The organism is Paraburkholderia humisilvae (assembly GCF_902859855.1).
Classification (GTDB): Bacteria; Pseudomonadota; Gammaproteobacteria; order Burkholderiales; family Burkholderiaceae; genus Paraburkholderia; species Paraburkholderia humisilvae.
Window position 1 is genome coordinate 15,505 of record NZ_CADIKH010000035.1, and the last position, 17,320, is coordinate 32,824.

At 62.3% G+C, this 17,320-nt stretch carries 15 protein-coding genes; 1 reads left to right on the plus strand and 14 read right to left on the minus strand.

The window, feature by feature from the left end; translation table 11 throughout:
• Positions 1–30: 30 nt before the first annotated feature.
• The 7 genes from HV796_RS28235 to argS all read right to left on the minus strand — a co-directional run bounded on the left by HV796_RS28235 (position 31) and on the right by argS (position 8,156).
• Positions 31–948 carry a hypothetical protein gene (locus HV796_RS28235; protein ID WP_175229925.1) on the minus strand — a complete coding sequence of 306 codons (918 nt, stop codon included), beginning with the start codon at positions 946–948 and terminating at the stop codon, positions 31–33.
• Positions 949–1,190: 242 nt separating this feature from the next.
• Complete coding sequence (locus tag HV796_RS28240) at positions 1,191–2,798, minus strand: ABC transporter substrate-binding protein (RefSeq protein ID WP_175229927.1); 1,608 nt, start codon at positions 2,796–2,798, stop codon at positions 1,191–1,193.
• A 234-nt stretch (positions 2,799–3,032) separates the two neighbouring features.
• Positions 3,033–3,860 (minus strand): helical backbone metal receptor, encoded by an 828-nt coding sequence (locus HV796_RS28245; RefSeq protein ID WP_175229929.1) that lies wholly within the window; start codon positions 3,858–3,860, stop codon positions 3,033–3,035.
• 36 nt (positions 3,861–3,896) lie between these two features.
• Positions 3,897–4,670 (minus strand): SDR family oxidoreductase, encoded by a 774-nt coding sequence (locus HV796_RS28250; RefSeq protein ID WP_175229931.1) that lies wholly within the window; start codon positions 4,668–4,670, stop codon positions 3,897–3,899.
• Positions 4,671–4,694: 24 nt separating this feature from the next.
• A complete protein-coding gene (locus HV796_RS28255) occupies positions 4,695–5,333 on the minus strand; it encodes a thiol:disulfide interchange protein DsbA/DsbL (RefSeq protein WP_175229933.1) in 639 nt (212 codons plus the stop codon).
• Positions 5,334–5,489: 156 nt separating this feature from the next.
• Entirely contained in the window at positions 5,490–6,233 is a 744-nt protein-coding gene (locus tag HV796_RS28260; RefSeq protein WP_175229935.1) for an SPOR domain-containing protein, read from the minus strand.
• Between the two features lie 138 nt (positions 6,234–6,371).
• Positions 6,372–8,156, minus strand: coding sequence for an arginine--tRNA ligase (argS, locus tag HV796_RS28265; protein WP_175229938.1), 1,785 nt, complete (start codon positions 8,154–8,156; stop codon positions 6,372–6,374).
• 561 nt (positions 8,157–8,717) lie between these two features.
• Between argS and HV796_RS28270 the strand changes: the two genes are divergently transcribed.
• Complete coding sequence (locus HV796_RS28270; RefSeq protein WP_175229940.1) at positions 8,718–9,044, plus strand: DUF1840 domain-containing protein; 327 nt, start codon at positions 8,718–8,720, stop codon at positions 9,042–9,044.
• 88 nt (positions 9,045–9,132) lie between these two features.
• On the opposite strand, the gene HV796_RS28275 is transcribed toward HV796_RS28270, so the two are convergent.
• The 7 genes from HV796_RS28275 to HV796_RS28300 all read right to left on the minus strand — a co-directional run bounded on the left by HV796_RS28275 (position 9,133) and on the right by HV796_RS28300 (position 17,286).
• Entirely contained in the window at positions 9,133–9,327 is a 195-nt protein-coding gene (locus HV796_RS28275; protein WP_175229942.1) for an acid-shock protein, read from the minus strand.
• 187 nt (positions 9,328–9,514) lie between these two features.
• Entirely contained in the window at positions 9,515–12,232 is a 2,718-nt protein-coding gene (gene metH, locus HV796_RS28280; RefSeq protein ID WP_217478022.1) for a methionine synthase, read from the minus strand.
• A gap of 66 nt (positions 12,233–12,298) precedes the next feature.
• The gene (locus tag HV796_RS43470; protein ID WP_217478023.1) at positions 12,299–13,366 is read right to left on the minus strand and encodes a homocysteine S-methyltransferase family protein; all 1,068 of its coding nucleotides are present in this window, start codon (positions 13,364–13,366) and stop codon (positions 12,299–12,301) included.
• A gap of 223 nt (positions 13,367–13,589) precedes the next feature.
• Complete coding sequence (locus HV796_RS28285; protein ID WP_134190710.1) at positions 13,590–13,847, minus strand: BTH_I0359 family protein; 258 nt, start codon at positions 13,845–13,847, stop codon at positions 13,590–13,592.
• A 118-nt stretch (positions 13,848–13,965) separates the two neighbouring features.
• Positions 13,966–14,754, minus strand: coding sequence for a 3-oxoadipate enol-lactonase (gene pcaD, locus HV796_RS28290; RefSeq protein ID WP_175229944.1), 789 nt, complete (start codon positions 14,752–14,754; stop codon positions 13,966–13,968).
• 124 nt (positions 14,755–14,878) lie between these two features.
• Positions 14,879–16,189, minus strand: a complete 1,311-nt coding sequence (locus tag HV796_RS28295) for a DUF3108 domain-containing protein (protein WP_175229946.1) — start codon at positions 16,187–16,189, stop codon at positions 14,879–14,881.
• A 215-nt stretch (positions 16,190–16,404) separates the two neighbouring features.
• Positions 16,405–17,286 (minus strand): IclR family transcriptional regulator, encoded by an 882-nt coding sequence (locus HV796_RS28300; protein ID WP_175229948.1) that lies wholly within the window; start codon positions 17,284–17,286, stop codon positions 16,405–16,407.
• Positions 17,287–17,320: the final 34 nt, after the last annotated feature.

Genomic DNA, 17,320 nt, shown 5'->3' on the forward strand with positions numbered 1-17,320 from the left:
GTGGAAGGCCCCATGCATTTTCGATTCCGATTAATGCGCGTTGATGTCCGCGTTGGTAATCGCCTTATGGGTCGTTGAATCGATCATCTGACCGTTGCTGTACGTTGCGGTGTGCGCGTTGTTGGCAATGTTGCGCAGCTCACTCTGTTCGCCCGCATCCGTCACCTCGCGGTAAGTCGGGTTCGACGACTTGTCCGTCTGGCTAAGGTGTTCCATCACGTACATCGACCCGTCCTTCTGCTGAATAACGGCTTTGTCCAGATACGGAGCGGGACCGTTATTGCTCTTTTTCACTTCCGGGATCATCGTGACATCTGTGTCGCCAGCCTGCACACGGAACGGATCCTTGTAGTCGCCCTTTGCGACTTCCTTTCCGTCGATGGACAGGCTTGCGTGCGGATCACCTTTTGACGAGATCGAGATATCGTGACCGTCTTTCGTTTTCGTATTGATGATGAGGTCGGAGTCGGATTTTTTGGTGTCCAGGGTTGCATTGTTGCCCATGCGAACATTCAGATCGTTACCTTTCGAGGTCACCGACATCGGCAAGTGCGACGTCTGTTGGGAGGGTTTGTCCCAGCATCGGTCGTCGAAGCCACGGTGACGCGAATCCGGTATCGAGTCACGTTGAGAGGCGGGTTGCTGGACCCGGGTGAACGATGTCTTCGACATCATGCCGCCATCCGGGGTTCTCGTGACCTCTCTCGAGAAGTTCGTCATGGATGCCGCTTGTGCGCTGCCAAAGCCGGAATTCGAGTACGGATTGCCGCGCGACATCTGCGAATGGATCGCCGGCTGACTGAACGCGCGCGATGAACCGAATGGATTGAACGCGCTGCCTGATGGCGAACTGAATGGGTTCTGTGAACGTGCCTGGTTGAACGTTTTGGCGAAATTCCATTGATTGTTGAATGTCTCAATCGAACGGCTGTCGAACGTAGGTTGCATGTGCGAATCCTCTAACAGGACAATGCGTTAAACAAAAAAATTATGATTTGCAGGACGCGCCGGCCGCGCACACGCACGTACCGTCGATTCCGCATGCAGAGTCTAGATTTAGAGAGCGGCACAAGGGCACTACATACGTAGTGCTACAGGATCGCACACGCTTTTAACGAACAGACGCACTAAAGAAAACAGGCCCGCGCGTTCGGTGCGCGGGCCTGTTTTTCTTCCCAGCGGCGATTTTTCTACTGCACGCTCACGGTCGCAAAGTTCTGCCGACCAAACGCACTCACCTGATACCCGCTCACGTTCTTCGTCGTAATCGCCGTCGCGGTCGGATACCCAAGCGGAATCCACAGCGCCGCATCGTGAATGATCTGTTGCGCGGCTTCGTAGGCTTTCGTGCGCTTGGCCTGGTCGGACGTGCGCTTGCCCTGGTCAATCAGCTTGTCGAGATCCGGGTCGCAGAAGCGAGAGAAATTGATGCCCGACTTCACCCCGTTACAGCTGAAAAGCGGCGTCAGGTAGTCGTCCGGGTCACCGTTGTCGCCGGCCCAGCCCATGAACAGCGTGTCATGCTGACCCTGCTTGGCTTCCTTGATCAGTTCGCCCCATTCGATCACCTTCACGTCGGCCTTCACGCCGATCTTCGCGAAGTCCGCCTGCAACAGTTCCGCGCCGGCTTTCGGGCTCGGATTCAGCGAACTGCCGGTTGGGCGCACCCAGATCGTGGTCGAGAAGCCGTTCGGATAGCCCGCGTCGGCGAGCAGTTTCTTTGCCTTTGCGACGTCGTAAGGCCACGGTTTGACCGCCTTGTCGTAGCTCCATGTGTTCGGCGGATACGGGTTGGTCGCGGGCATGGCGGTATCGTTGAACACCACCTTCAGGTACGTTGCGCGATCGAATGCCATGTTCAGCGCGGCGCGGACCTTCTGGTTGTCGAGCGGCTTCTTTTCAGTGTTCAGCGCGACGAACGCTGTCATGAAGGCCGGCGTTTGCACGATCTTGAGTGCCTTGTCGTTCTTCGCGTCGGCGATATCCTGCGGTTTCGGCGACAACGCGATCTGGCATTCGCCCGCCTTCACCTTCTGCGCGCGCACCGTCGGGTCCGGCGTGATCGCGTAAATCAGCCGGTCGATCTTCGGCTTCGGCCCCCAGTAGGTCGGGTTCACGTCATAGCGGATCACCGCGTCCTTCGTATAGCTTTTCAGGACGAACGGGCCGGTGCCGATGGGTTTCGAGTTCAGGTCGTTCTGTTTGCCGGCTTTGAGTAACTGGTCCGCATATTCGGCCGGGTAGATCGATGCGAAGCCCATCGTCATCACCGACAGGAATGGCGCGTCCGGTTCGGTCAGTTCGAACCTGACCGTCTGATCATCGACCTTCGTGATCGACTTCACGAGCTTCGTGAGGCCCATCGACTGCGCGTGGGGAAAGCCGTTCGCGCCCGCCACCTTATGCCACGGGTTGCTGTCGTCGAGCATCCGGTTGAACGTGAAGAGGACGTCGTCCGCATTGAGCGGCCGGGTCGGTTTGAAGTAGTCGGTGGTCTGGAATGGCACGTTCGGACGCAGATGGAACGTGTACGTGAGGCCATCGGCGCTGATCTCCCACTTGTCGGCGAGGCTCGGCACGACCTTCTTCGATGCTTCATCAAACGCAACGAGCGTGTTGAAGATCACGTCGGACGATGCATTGCTCGTGACGAGCGAGTTGTACTGGACGACATCGAAGCCGTCGGGGCTCGCTTCGGTGCAGACGGTGAGCGGCTTGGCCAGCGCGAGTGCGGGCGAAGCGAGGAGGACGGCGGCAAGTACGGCAAAAGCAGCGGCAGCGGACGGCTTGAAGCGCATGACATCTCCCGGAACGATCGTGGTCAGGTAAGGCGGCTGGCGTGTTGGCCGGTTCGAAGACGGTTACGGCAACGGCCGCTAACGATGGCTAGTGGGTGGCTAGTGGGTCGTTGGTGGCCGATGGTGTGCGACCCGCGATGGACGTGCCACACCGCGATGGCGAAAGCTTATCGAACGGTCGTTGCGGCGACAACCACGCATGGTACATACCGATATGGTCGCATGACACGCCGTTCAGTGCCGTGAGGCATACCGTTGCAGATAGCCGATGCCCTCGATCGCGCGCGAGCCGTACCACGACACCTGTTCGCCGTCGATCAGCTCGATTCGCTTGCCGGCCAGTCCGCCGGCGACCTGCGGATTCTGCGTGAGCGTGTCGCAGTGCGATTGAGTGAAGCGGTACGGTTCACTTGATAGCAGCACACGGTCGACGTCGGCTAGCCATCGTGCGTTCAGATCGAAGGCCGGATAGCGCTGCGCGCCTGTCGGTCCGCCATCGATGTCGGGCAGCGTGTGCCAGTTCACCAGACGCAACATCGCGGAGATATAGGTGTCGCGCGCGACGGTCATCCACGGATCGCGCCAGATCGCGTAAAGCACGCGTTGTCGCGGCCAGGTGCGCGCCGTGACCGCGTCCAGCTCTGTGCGCAACGCATCGCTCAAGCGCTGCGCCGCGTCGCGGCGGCCGAATATCGCGCCAAGCAGCGCGAATAACGCAACGTTGTCTTCAGGTGCCAGCGGATGCGTGACCACAATGTGCGGGACAAATGTGCGCAGTGCATCGACCGTCGTCCGTTCGTTTTCGTCGATGTTGACGATCGCATGCGTTGGCCGCAGCGCGCGCACTGCATCGATGCGTATGGACTTCGTGCCGCCCACTTTGGGTATCGCGCGCACGCGTTCGCGTGGATGCACGCAAAAGCCGGTGCGCCCGACGATCTGCCGATCGAGGCCGAGCGCGAACAGCAGTTCGGTAATGCTCGGCACCAGCGAGACGATCCGTGCGTCGTCACCGGCGCTTGCGTGCTCGACGCCCGCTGCATCGACTGTCTGCTCGCTCATCGCGGATTCCGTCGACAGTAGGAAGCTTTCAATCGTTCAATCAGCCGCCGCGCGCGGCTTGTGCGGGGCTTTTTTCATTGCTGCATCGTAGAGCCAGCGCGGCATGATATGCAACATGATGGCGACGAAGCGCATCTGCCATGGCAGCACGACATAGCGCTTCCGGTGTTCGATCGCGTCGGCCGCCTCGCGCGCGAAGCGTTCGGCGTCCATCAGGAACGGCATCCGGTACGGGTTGCGCGCGGTCATCGGCGTGCGGATAAAGCCGGGCGCGATCGTCACGACCGCGACGCCTCGCGACCGCATCTCGACGCGCAGCGCCTCCAGATACGTGCGGGCGGCGGCCTTCGAGGCGCTATATGCGCCCGAGCCCGGCAGGCCACGCACGCCCGCGACGCTCGATATGCCGACCAGCGTGCCTTGGCGCGCGGCGGCCATCGCAGCCGCGAACGGCTCGAAGGTCGCGACCATGCCGAAGTAGTTGATGTCCATCACGTCGCGGAAGATCTGCAAGTCGCCGAGACCGGTGACGGTGCCGCGGCTGACGCCGGCGTTTGCGATCACGATGTCCGGGCAGCCGTACCGGGCGACGAAGTCCTGCGCGGCGGCCGCGAGCGCATCAGCGTCGCGAACGTCCGCGGGATAGATTGAGACCGGGTGTTCAGGATGCGCTTGCCGGAAGCGCTCGAGCGCGTCGCCGCGCCGTGCGACGAGGGCGAGAATCGCGCCGCGCCGCGCATATTCGGCGGCGATTGCGAGGCCGATGCCGCTCGATGCGCCGGTAATGAAGACCTTTAGCGGTGTACCCATACCGGCGCGTCGCAATGTCACGCGTTACATCTTCTTCGCGCGAACCTGGCTGACAAGGTAGTCGAGCACCTGGATCGTGCCCGGCAGGCTGTTCGTCTGCGCGGGACCGGTTTCATACTTGCCCTGCACAGCGAGGGTCGGCACGCCGTCGATCTTGTAGTCGTTGATCAGCTTCGTGTCGCGCTGCAGCGCCGTTTGCGTCGAGAATGAGTTGTACGCGTCCATGTACTTCTTCGGATCCACGCCGTTCTTTGACAGGAATGCCGCCTGGGCTTCCGGCGTCAGCAGGTAGTCCTTGTTGACGTGGATTTCGTGGAAGATTTTCGGCGTCAGTTCCTGGGCGAGGCCGAGCGCATCGACCGCGTGATACATCTTCGAATGCGGGATGAAATCATCGCGGAACGCGACCGGCACGCGCTTGAACACGACATCCGGACCCTGCTTCTTGATCCAGTCTTCGAGATACGGGTCGAATTCGTTGCAGTGCGGGCAGCCGTACCACATGAATTCGATCACTTCGATTTTGCCGGCCGGCACTTCGACCGGCTGCGGCGATGACAGCACGGTGTAGTCCTTGCCGGCGACCGGTGCGGTCGGGCTGGCGCCTGCCGTGGCAGTGATGAGACCTAGCGAGAGGCAAAGAAGGCTAAGCAGCTTTTTCATGTCTTGTCATCCCAATCGGGAAATAGCGTGGACAGTTGAATGGCTGGCGACGGGCCTGTTACCGTGAACGCTGCGACGGACGGCAGGCTTTCGCCGTGCTTGAGACTGCGCGTGCGCGCCGAAGGTTCAGCGGCGCGCACGAATTCGTACGGCGGATTACTGCTTGGTGAAGCGGATGACGGCCGTGTCGATACCGGCGTCGGACAGGCGTTGACGTGTGGCGTTCATGTCCTCGAACTTCGAGAACGGTCCGATCCGTACGCGATAGTACGTGATACCGCCCGCATCGCGCTGCGTGACCTTCGATTCGAACCCTTGGAATGCGAGCCGCGCGCGCTGCTGCTCGGCGTCCGCGGACGTCTTGTACGCGCCCACCTGCAGCAGATAGCCGGTGTTCGCGTCGGCGGCGGACGGCGGCGCGGACGCGGCGCCAGGCTTGGTCGGCGGCGGAATATTGGCCACCGTCGTGCCGCTCGAGCCCGGTTTCTTCGCACCGGCGGCGGCAGCCGACGACGCGTTGCTGTTCGGCGCGGGCGCGACGCCGCTGGCAGCCGGCGGCACCTCGACGATCTGCGGTTCTTCCAGGATGCCGGACGATTGCGTCTGATTGTTGGTCTGCCCCGGCGCGGTATTGGGTGGCGCCGGCTGCACGGCTTGCGGTACCGGCTGGCCTGGGCTCTTGCCCTGCAACGGCCGGTTCGGATCGAATTGCGGCTGGCTTGCACCCGCGTCCGACGCGGCGGGCGGCGCAACCTTCGCGACGAACGGCGTCGGCGCGCGCGTGATGTACAGCGCGACCACTACGGCGATGGCCAGACCGACGATCAGGCCCAGCACGATGCCGAGAAACGTCCCCCCGGTTTGCTTCGACTGCTTCGTTGTGCGGCGTGGCTTTGCCATTGTCTGAATCACCTGCAAAAGGAAAAACTTGAATGACGGTCGATTATAGCGACGGCAACCGGCGGTGCTGCCGCTGCCGCCGCTTTGCTACGACCGCGCGTTATGGTCGCATAAGCGAATGCCGGGGGCGAGTCGAATTTACATCTTGGGCGGAGCCGATACGCCGATGATGGCGAGGCCGTTCGCCAGCACCTGGCGGGTGGCCGCGAGCAGTGCGATGCGCGCGTTGCGGGTCGCTTCATCGTCGACCAGCACGCGTTCGGCATTGTAGAACGAGTGAAATTCGCTCGCGAGGTCGCGCAGGTAGAACGCAACCGCATGCGGTGCGAGCTCATCGGCCGCATGCGACAGCATATCGGGGAATTCCGCGAGCTTTTGCAGCAGCGCCATCGCGCGGTCGCTCGAAAGCGGCGCGAGCTCGACCGACGGCAGCACCGCTTCGTCCGCGTTGAAGCGTGACTTCCATTCGCCGAGCACCGAGCAGATACGCGCGTGCGCGTACTGCACGTAGTACACCGGGTTTTCGTCGTTTTGCTTCAGCGCGAGATCGATGTCGAACACGAACTCGGTGTCGGCCTTGCGCGAGATCAGGAAGAAGCGCACCGCGTCGCGGCCGCGGCGGATGGTTTCTTCATCGAGCAAATCCGGCGCCGCTTCCTGGCCGGGCACGGCGCCACCCGACCATTCGATCAGGTCGCGCACCGTCACATAGCTGCCCGCGCGCTTCGAGATTTTCACTTCCTGGCCGTCGCGCATCACGGTGACCATCTTGTGCAGCACGTAGTCCGGGTAGCCCTTCGGAATGCCGATGCCGAGACCCTGCAGGCCGGCGCGCACGCGTGCAATCGTGCCGTGATGGTCCGAACCCTGAACGTTGATGACCTTAGTGAAGCCACGCTGCCACTTCGCCACGTGGTACGCGACGTCTGGCACGAAATACGTGTACGTGCCGTCTTTCTTGCGCATCACGCGATCTTTGTCGTCGCCGTCGTCGGTGGTGCGCAGCCATAGCGCGCCCTCTTCCTCATAGGTTTTGCCGGCGGCAATGAGCGCGTCGACCGTCTGTTCGACGCGCCCTTCCGTGTACAGCGACGATTCGAGATAGTACTGGTCGAACTCGACGCCGAATGCCTGCAGGTCCATATCCTGTTCGTGCCGCAGATAGGCGACCGCGAAGCGGCGGATCGCTTCGAGGTTTTCAACGTCGCCCGCGCCTTTGACCGGCTCGCCGTCGCGCGCGGAGACGGTCTCGCCGTTCAGATAGTCGCGTGCGATATCGGCGATGTACTCGCCGTTGTACGAGGATTCAGGCCAGCCCGCGTCGCCCGGTTTCAGGCCGCGTGCGCGCGCCTGCGTGGACACCGCGAGGGTATGGATCTGCACGCCGGCGTCGTTGTAGTAGAACTCGCGATGCACGTCCCAGCCCTGCGACGCGAGCACATTCGACAGCGCGTCGCCGAGCGCGGCCTGGCGGCCATGGCCGACGTGCAGCGGACCGGTTGGGTTCGCCGATACGAATTCGACCAGCACATGCTTGCCGGCTTCGCGCTGCGAGCGGCCGAACGCCTGCTGCTGCGCGAACACCTCGCGCACGACGGCCTGCTTCGCGGCCGGTGCGATACGCAGGTTGATGAAGCCGGGGCCCGCGACGTCGGCGCTTTCGATCAGGCCTTTTGCCTGCGGATGCGCGAGCACCGCATCGACAATCTGCTGCGCCAGCTGACGCGGATTCGCGCGCAGCGGCTTGGCGAGCTGCATCGCGACATTGCACGCGATGTCGCCGTGCGCGGCGACCTTCGGCCGTTCGAGCGTGATCGTCGGTGTGACGAAGGCGGCTTCGGACGCGCCCGCGGTGGCCGTGGCGATCTGCTTCACAGTGTCGGCGAGCAGGGTTTCGAGAGTGTGTTTATGTGCAGGCAGCATGCTTGTTGCGAGTCCAGTGAGGCAGTCGGGTAAGGCAAGATTGCGCCGGAATGCGGCAACTTCCAGTGCGGCAAATTGACGGCGGCCTCGCGCGGACGGCGTGCGTCTGAGTCGACCGCGTTCGCTTGCCGGCGCAGACGAAGTGCCGGGTGCCGTTTGCGCATAACTCGCGCAATGCGACGCGAAGTCCGCGCACCACCGGCGGCCTTGCCACTCATCATTCGGTCCGCGGCTCGATGGCACGCCCCGGACCGCGCCGGCCCAGCGTACGCGTGCGCCGCGCGGCGGGCTTTTCCGTCAGGACGGATTTTAGCAGGTGCTAATATGTCCATTGACGCGCCCGGTCCAGACGAGGCGGCCCGGCGCGGCCGGACGGGCTCCCCGGAACAGTTGGGAGCAGGGGGTGGAAAACCCGGTGGCAAGTCTGTTTCAAACCGCGGTTGAAACCCTGTTTGAAGTCCCGGCCAATACGCCGCGAAGGGACCTGCGGAGCGCACCGCGGAGAGCCGCTTCGCCGCCGGCCGGCGAGGGAGAGGTCAACAGAACGAAAAGGGAACAGTCATGCTGATTACTTTCAAATGTCGTGCCGCGCCGGACGTGGTGATGTTGGAGAACCTGGCTCAGTATCTTGTCGGCATTGTCGGCAAGAGGCTGGGTCAACGCGGCGTCATCACGCATGACGAACTCGGCGACGCGATTACGAAGCTCGAAGCGGCAATCGTCACCGACAAGCAGGAGCGCGCCGAACACGAAGGCCATTTTCATGAGGGCGAAGAGGGACACGACCGGCATGAAGTCCCGATCGGCCTTGCGCAACGCGCGTATCCGTTCCTCGACATGCTGCGCGTCGCGAAGAAGGAAAACGCGGATATCGTCTGGGGGATTTAACGCGCGGCGCGCGCCCGGTTGATCCGCGGTCCAGTATCGAAGCCCGCCTTGCATCCGATGCAGGCGGGCTTTTTCGCTGTGCCTGGCGTTATTGGCTTGCGCCTTGCGGCGTGGCGGCCGGTGTCGATGCGCCTTTCTTCGCCTTCTTGTGCTTCGGCTTCTTCACATGCTGCTCGGTCGGCGGCGAATACGAACTCACCGAACTGGACCCGCCTTGCGCGAGCGCCGGCATGGTGCCGACAGCAAGCGATGCGGCCATCAAGATCAGCGACAGCTTCTTCATACAATTTTCTCCGGGACGGTTGCGAGTCGACATGCCGTGCGTTCTTGACGACGCACTCGGCGAGATGAGGCCGCTGCAGTTTACAAAGCCGAAAACTGCACCGCCGGAAATATTCGGGCTTTGCGCGCCGATATAGTGGGGGGCGGCGCCCGCGCGCGTGTCGCTCGCGGGCGCGTCGTGTGACCGGTTACAGCAGGGGTGCGAGCGCGCGTTGCGCGTCCGTCCTGGACAACGCCATGCGCTGTGCGTAGTCTTCCAGCTGATCCTCGCCGATCTTGCCGACCGAGAAGTACGTGCTGTCCGGATGCGCAAGGTAAAAGCCCGACACGCTCGCGGCCGGCAGCATCGCCAGCGACTCGGTTACGCTCATGCCGATCTCGCCGGCCTGCAACACGTCGAACATGTCGCGCTTCACCAGATGGTCCGGGCACGCTGGGTAGCCCGGTGCGGGACGAATGCCGCGATACTTCTCGTCGATCAGTTCATCGCTGGTCAGCGACTCGCTTGCCGCGTAACCCCACAAGTCGCGCCGCACGCGCGCATGCATCGCTTCGGCAAACGCTTCCGCAAAGCGGTCGGCAAGCGCCTTCAGCATGATCGCGCTGTAGTCGTCATGGTCCTGTTCGAACTGCTTTTCCTTCGCGTCGACGCCGATACCCGCCGTGACCGCGAACAGGCCGATATAGTCGGCCACGCCCGAGTCTTTCGGTGCGATGAAATCGGCAAGCGACCGGTTCGGCCGCATGACGCCGTCGACCACCGGCCGCTCGCTTTGCTGACGCAGGTTGCGCCAGGTCAGCGCGACTTCGCTGCGCGACTCGTCGGTATAGATCTCGATGTCGTCGTCGTTGACGGTGTTCGCCGGCAACAGCGCGATCACGCCGTTCGCGCTCAGCCAGCGGCCCTGAATCAGTCGCGCGAGCATCGCTTTCGCATCCGAGAATACGCGACGCGCCGATTCGCCGACTACTTCGTCGTTGAGGATCGCAGGATATCGGCCGGCAAGGTCCCACGTTTGGAAGAACGGGCCCCAGTCGATGTAGTTCGCGAGTTCGTTCAGATCGTAGTTTTTGAACACACGGCGCCCGATGAACTTCGGCCTGACCGGTTGATACGTACTCCAGTCGATTTTCGTCCTGTTCGCACGCGCCTGTGCCAGCGTGACCATCGGCTGCGCTTTCCGGTTGGCGTGCTGATGGCGAATGCGCTCGTAGTCGGCTTTCAGTTCGTCGAGATACTTCGTCGCGCCTTCATCGGACAACAGGCTCGATGCGACTGACACCGAGCGCGACGCATCCGGCACATACACGACCGGCCCTTCGTAGTGCGGCGCGATCTTCACCGCCGTATGCACGCGCGACGTGGTCGCGCCGCCAATCAGCAGCGGAATCTTCTTCAGTCGGAAGTAGTCGTCGCGCTGCATTTCGGACGCCACGTAGGCCATTTCCTCGAGACTCGGCGTAATCAGCCCGGACAGGCCAACGATGTCCGCGCCTTCCACTTTCGCTTTCGCGAGAATGTCATTGCACGGGACCATCACGCCCATATTGACCACTTCGAAGTTGTTGCACTGAAGCACGACCGACACGATGTTCTTGCCGATGTCGTGTACATCGCCCTTCACGGTCGCGATCACGATCTTGCCTTTCGCGCGCACGTCGCCGCCGGCCGCGGCCAGCTGCTTTTTTTCTTCTTCGATAAACGGAATCAGGTGGGCGACGGCCTGCTTCATCACGCGCGCCGACTTCACGACTTGCGGCAGGAACATCTTGCCCTGGCCGAACAGGTCGCCGACGATATTCATGCCATCCATCAGCGGGCCTTCGATCACGTTGATCGGGCGGCCGCCATTCGCGGCGATCTGCGCGCGCGCTTCTTCGGTGTCTTCGACGATGAAATTCGTGATGCCGTGCACGAGTGCGTGCGCAAGACGCTTCTCGACCGGCTGATTGCGCCATTCGAGGTTCTCTTCTTTTTTCGCGGCGCCGGTTTTGAACTTGTCGGCGATTTCGAGCAGACGGTCGGTCGCGTCTTCACGGCGGTTCAGCACAACGTCTTCGACGCGCTCGCGCAGTTCGGGGTCGAGGTCCGCATACACGCCGAGTTGCCCTGCGTTGACGATGCCCATGTCCATCCCCGCCTGGATCGCGTGATAGAGGAACACGGTGTGAATCGCTTCGCGCACCGGGTCGTTGCCGCGAAACGAGAACGACACGTTCGACACGCCACCGCTGACCTTCGCATACGGCAGGTTCTGCTTGATCCAGCGGGTCGCATCGATGAAATCGACCGCATAGTTGTTGTGCTCTTCGATGCCGGTTGCGACCGCGAAGATATTCGGATCGAAGATGATGTCTTCGGGCGGGAAGCCGACTTCATTGACGAGCACGTCGTACGAGCGCTTGCAGATGCCGGTCTTGCGCTGGAACGTGTCGGCCTGGCCCTGCTCGTCGAATGCCATCACGACCGCCGCCGCGCCGTAGCGGCGAATCAGCTTTGCGTGATGGACGAACGCGTCCTTGCCTTCCTTCAGCGAGATCGAGTTGACGATCGCTTTGCCTTGCACGCGCTTGAGGCCCGCTTCGATCACTTCCCACTTCGACGAGTCGATCATGACCGGCACGCGCGCGATGTCCGGTTCCGACGCGATCAGATTCATGAAGCGCTCCATCGCCGCTTTCGAATCGAGCATCGCCTCGTCCATGTTGACGTCGATCACCTGCGCGCCGTTTTCGACCTGTTGACGCGCAACCGCCAAGGCTTCGTCGAACTGGCCGTTGAGAATCATCCGGGCGAATGCCTTGGAGCCGGTCACGTTGGTGCGTTCACCGACGTTGATGAAAAGCGTCCCGGACGTGACGTTGAACGGTTCGAGGCCGGAAAGGCGCAGCGTATGATCGGTCATGACTTGCACTGGTGCGTGAGTTGGCGTCGTAGACAACGGAAGATGCGTGGCGGATCGGAGGCAGGCCTAGGCCGCGTCGCGGTATTGCGTCGGCCACTTGCGCGGCTTGACGTTGGCCAGCGCTTGAGCGATTGCGGCAATGTGCTCCGGCGTCGTGCCGCAGCAGCCGCCGGCGATGTTCACGAGTCCCGCCTGGGCAAATTCCTTCAGGAACCCGGAAGTATCGGCCGGCAGTTCGTCGAAACCGGTGTCGCTCATCGGATTCGGTAGCCCCGCGTTCGGGTAGCACGACACATAGGTATCGCACAGCTTCGCGAGTTCGGCGATATACGGCCGCATCAGCGCCGCGCCGAGCGCGCAGTTCAGGCCGAAAGTCAGCGGCTTCGCATGGCGCAGCGAGTTCCAGAATGCTTCGACGGTCTGGCCGGACAGGATGCGTCCGGAAGCATCGGTGACGGTGCCGGAAATCATGATCGGCAAGCGCTCGCCGGTGTCTTCGAACAGCTCGTCAAGCGCGAAAAGAGCGGCCTTCGCATTCAGCGTGTCGAAGATCGTTTCGACAAGGAACAGATCGGCGCCGCCTTCGAGCAGCGCTTTCGCCTGCTGATAGTACGCGCTGCGCAATTCATCGAAGGTCACGTTGCGCGCGGCCGGATCGTTGACGTCGGGCGAAATGCTCGCCGTCTTCGGCGTCGGTCCGATCGCGCCCGCGACGAAGCGCGGCTTGTCGGGCGTCGAATACTTGTCGCACGCCGCTCGCGCGAGCTTTGCCGACGCGATGTTCATTTCGTCGACGAGGTTTTCCATCCCATAGTCCGCCTGCGCGACGATGGTGGCGCCAAACGTATTGGTTTCGACGATATCGGCGCCTGCGGCGAGGTATTGCTCGTGAATCTCGCTGATGATTTGCGGTTGCGTGATCGACAGCAATTCATTGTTGCCTTTTATGTCGCGGCCGTAGTCCTTGAAACGCTCGCCGCGATACTGCGCCTCGTTCAGCTTGTAACGCTGGATCATCGTCCCGGTCGCGCCGTCGAGAATCAGGATGCGCGACTGGAGCAGGGTGGGCAGGGCCGCGCCGCGCGTATAGCCGGCGGCGCTGTTCGAAGCGACGGTGGAGGCAGGCTTGTTCATGGCAGAGAGACGTTGGCCGGTTTGTTAGCCGACTTTTTCAGGAAACTCGACATTGTAGCCCGCGCGGTGCGGGACCGTCCGGCACCGCTGCCGTAGCGATAGTGACGGGACGCGAACAGGTGGCGAGCACGATTGATGCGAGTGTCGGCGCACAAAGAAAAACCCCGTCCGGCAGGCCGGACGGGGTTCGTAGAACGTTGCCTGGCGTGTCGCAGTATGAGCTTTAATGCAGCACAACCGGCTGGTGCATCAGGCTATCGAACTGGCCGAGAAACTCGTCCACTTCGTCGAGCGACGGTTCTTCTTCGATTAGCTTCTGTACGTGCTCACGGAAACTCGCCGCCATTGCTCCATCGATGTAAATCTCACGCTGGGTGTTCTTGTCAACAATCTCGTAACCGCCAGACTTCATCGCAACATGGCCGTCCTGAGGTGGGAACTCAACGACACAATAGTTGGGGCTGTTGTAGATCATTTGCATGGCGACACTCCTTATTTCCGTTGGCTCCGGGCCAGTCCTGCACCCTACGTGGAGCACTTGGCTTGGAATTCAAGGGGTGGGTCCGGTGTGGCGCTTGTCAATTCTCCGGACCTATCAGTTAGACCTGCGATTGCAAAAACGTTTCGAGCAGCGCGGTGAATCGTTGTGATTGCTCGATCGGCGCGAGATGAGCCGCGTCCAGCACCTCGAATCGCGCCCCTGGGACTGCATCTGCTATCGCCTTTGTAGCAGCAGGAGGCGTGCCTGTGTCGTGACGCCCGGCTACCGCCAGTGTAGGTGAGCGTATTTCCGCCAGTCTATCGCGCACGTCGAAATCGCGCAGCGCCGCGCACGCGAGTGCAAAGCCCTCGACGGTCGTATGGAGGTACACGTCGCGAATCTGTTCGACGACTTCCGGGTGCGCTCCCCGAAAGTTGGGCGTAAGCCAACGTTCGAGCGACGCCGGCATCAACGATGCAAGGCCGTCGCGCCGCGCCGCTTCGGCGCGTTGATCCCAGATACTGCGCGCATCGGGCAGGGTACAGGCGAAGGTATCGGCGAGCGTCAGCGTATTGACCCGCGACGCATGATCGAGCGCGAACTGCTGCGCGATCGCGCCGCCCATCGACATGCCAACCAGGTGTGTACTTTTTGCGCCGAGCGTATCGAGTAGCGCGGCGAGATCGGTGGACAGATCGGCAACGGTGAACGGAGCGGTCGGTGCGGCCGTGTTGCCGTGGCCGCGCACGTCGTAGCGCAGCACGGTGAAGTCGTTGCGAAAGTAGCCGGCGAGCTGGTCCCAGATCGACAGATCGCCGCCCAACTGATGGATGAAGGTGAGCCATGGGCCGCCGCCCTCATTGCCCAGCACATAGCGTGTGTCGATGCCGTTGACATTCACTTGCATGCTTGCTCCTTTTTCAAAGGTGATGCGATGCGCAATGCGTCGTGTGTTTCGACGCCGGATCTGGTGCGAGTGGCGCCGCGTGCGGAAGTTTCCGCAGTCGAAACACGATGCGACCACGTGCGCATCAGGGCTTTTCGGCGTCCACGCCTGGGTCCGCGGCCGCAGGCGCGGCAGGCTGCGGGCTCGCCTGCATATCGGTTGTATCCGCGGCGCTTGGGCTGGGTGTGTTCGGATTCGTCGCGGCCGAATTCGGTGTTCCGGTCTGACCATGCCACAGCAGTTCCACTTGCGTGCCGTTCGGTTCGGTTTGCACGAAGCGCACCGGTAACCAGCCGAGCGACGGCGCAAGCCACACGTCGATGCGGCGACGGTCGCCTTCGCGACGCGGCAGACGCATGAAATGCCGTGCATCGACGAAACCTTGTTGCGTGCGTACGGTTTCGTCACCGATCGTCTCGATCGGCCAGATTTCCCCACTGTCGTTGTCCGTCACGTAGAACTCGCGCGTGACGCCGGGCCGATACACGTCGGGCGCGCCGCGCACGAGACTGGCAAGCTGCATGATCATGCTGAAACGGTCCTGTGCGCCGTCCGGTAGTGCGAGCGTCGTGGGTGTGCGCGTGAACGCGATCTGCTTCGTTTCGCGGTTGAAGACCGTCACGTCCTCACCGCGATGTCCGCGCGTTTCGATGTATTGATCCGGCGCAAGACCGAATGCGTCGACGTGGCCATGGCTTTCGTAGCTGTATGTGCCGACGAACGGCAGCGGCACCGATACGACGAGGCGATAGGTATGACCGTCGCTTTCCCAATGAATCGTGCCGGGCTGGTTGCGCACGCCGTTATAGAACGTGTCGTATTCGAGGTCGCCCGACGGCGGAACCGAAAACCTGACACCCGGTGCGGCGTGGGCGGCATTGCCGTTACCGTTGTTCGTGCCGCTTGCTGTGCCTGTACCGCTCGCGGCGTTCGGGGCCGATGACGACGCGGTCGCCGCGGTGCTGGCTGCTTCGCTGGCGGCTTCCGGTTGAGCAGGCGCGGCTGCGGCTTCGGCCTGGGTGGCCGGTTCGGGCCGCGCCGGCCTGGACGGTTTCCTGGGTTTCTGTTCAGGTCTGATCGCGGTCAGCGTGTTTTCATGCGGAGCACGAACAGACGGTTTTTGCTGCGGCGTCGGGGTTGGCGTAGCACGCGCCGTCGCCGCGCCGGCCGGGCGCTGCTCGATGCGTTCGGGCCTCAGTAACTCGACCTGTACGGGCACATGCTTCGTATCGGCTGGTTTGAAGGTGTCGCGATGACGCTCGAACCATTGCGCGGCGATCCAGTGCATACCGGCCACCAGGACAAGCACGCCAATCCAGCGCCATCGCAACGCGCGGCGGGGCGCAGGCGAAAGCGGTGGGCGATTCGGGTGGCGTGCGACGGACGGTGAAGACATTAAATCAACAGGTTCTACTGGCGAAGGGTGATCGGGCAGGTGACGTCAGGACGATGCCATACAAACGCATGCATCGCGCGTATTACGATTCGACGAGCGTTATGCATGCAGACCCCGCGCAGTGTGCTCTGGCGGTAAAGCGCCGCGGCGCCAGGCGGCAACAGCATTCGACCGCGCCGCTTCGGCTGGTGTTCCGCGCCGAACGGCAAACGACCCTAGCGCGGCGTCGAACTGTACCCCAGTTCATACGACAGTTTTCGCGCGCATTCACGCAATGCGGTATCCACTTCACCGTCCCAGCGAATATCGAACGCGCCTTCATGACCCAGTGCAATCAGTCCGAGCGCAAGCGCGCCGGTCGAATCGAATACCGGCACGCAGAATGCGTGAATGGTGGGCAACAACATGCCTTCGACCCGCGCGGCGCCATGCGCTCGCACCTCTTCCAGCAGGCGTTCAACGTCTTCGGCGTTATGCGGGCCGCCTGTTTGCGATGAGCGGCGCGTATCGGCGAGTTCACGGTCGATCATCGCAGCCGTCTTGCCGCGCGGCATATACGCAGCAAACAGCAGGCCGGTTGCCGAACTGAGCAGCGGCATCACATCGCCGAGCTTGAGCGACGCCTTGGCGGGATAGCTCGATTCCATCCAGTGCACGACGGTCGGGCCCTGATTGCCCCATACGGCGATGCCGACCGTCAGATCGAGTTGCTCGCGCAATGTGGTCAGCGCGACGCGCGCGAGTTTCACGCCGTCGACTCGCGCGAGGCGCGCAAGGCCCAGTTGCAGCGCAAAGCCGCCGAGTTCGTAGCGGCCGGTCAGCGGGTCCTGCGCGACGACGCCCAACCGCAGAAAACTCACCAGATAGCGATGCGCCTTCGCAGGACTCATGCCCGCGCGCTGCGCGAGGTCGCGCAGCATCATTGCACGCGGTTCCTGCGTCAGCACGTCGAGCAGACGGAAACCGACCTCGATCGACTGGATGCCTGAGCGCAGTTTTTCCTCGCCGCCTTCAGGCGTATCGCCGGCGTCGTCATCGGTCGTGGATTCGGATTCGGGCAGTTCGGTTGACGCGCTGGAGCGGGCTACGGGTGACATGAGCGATAGGCACAATTCGAAGAGTGACAGGCCG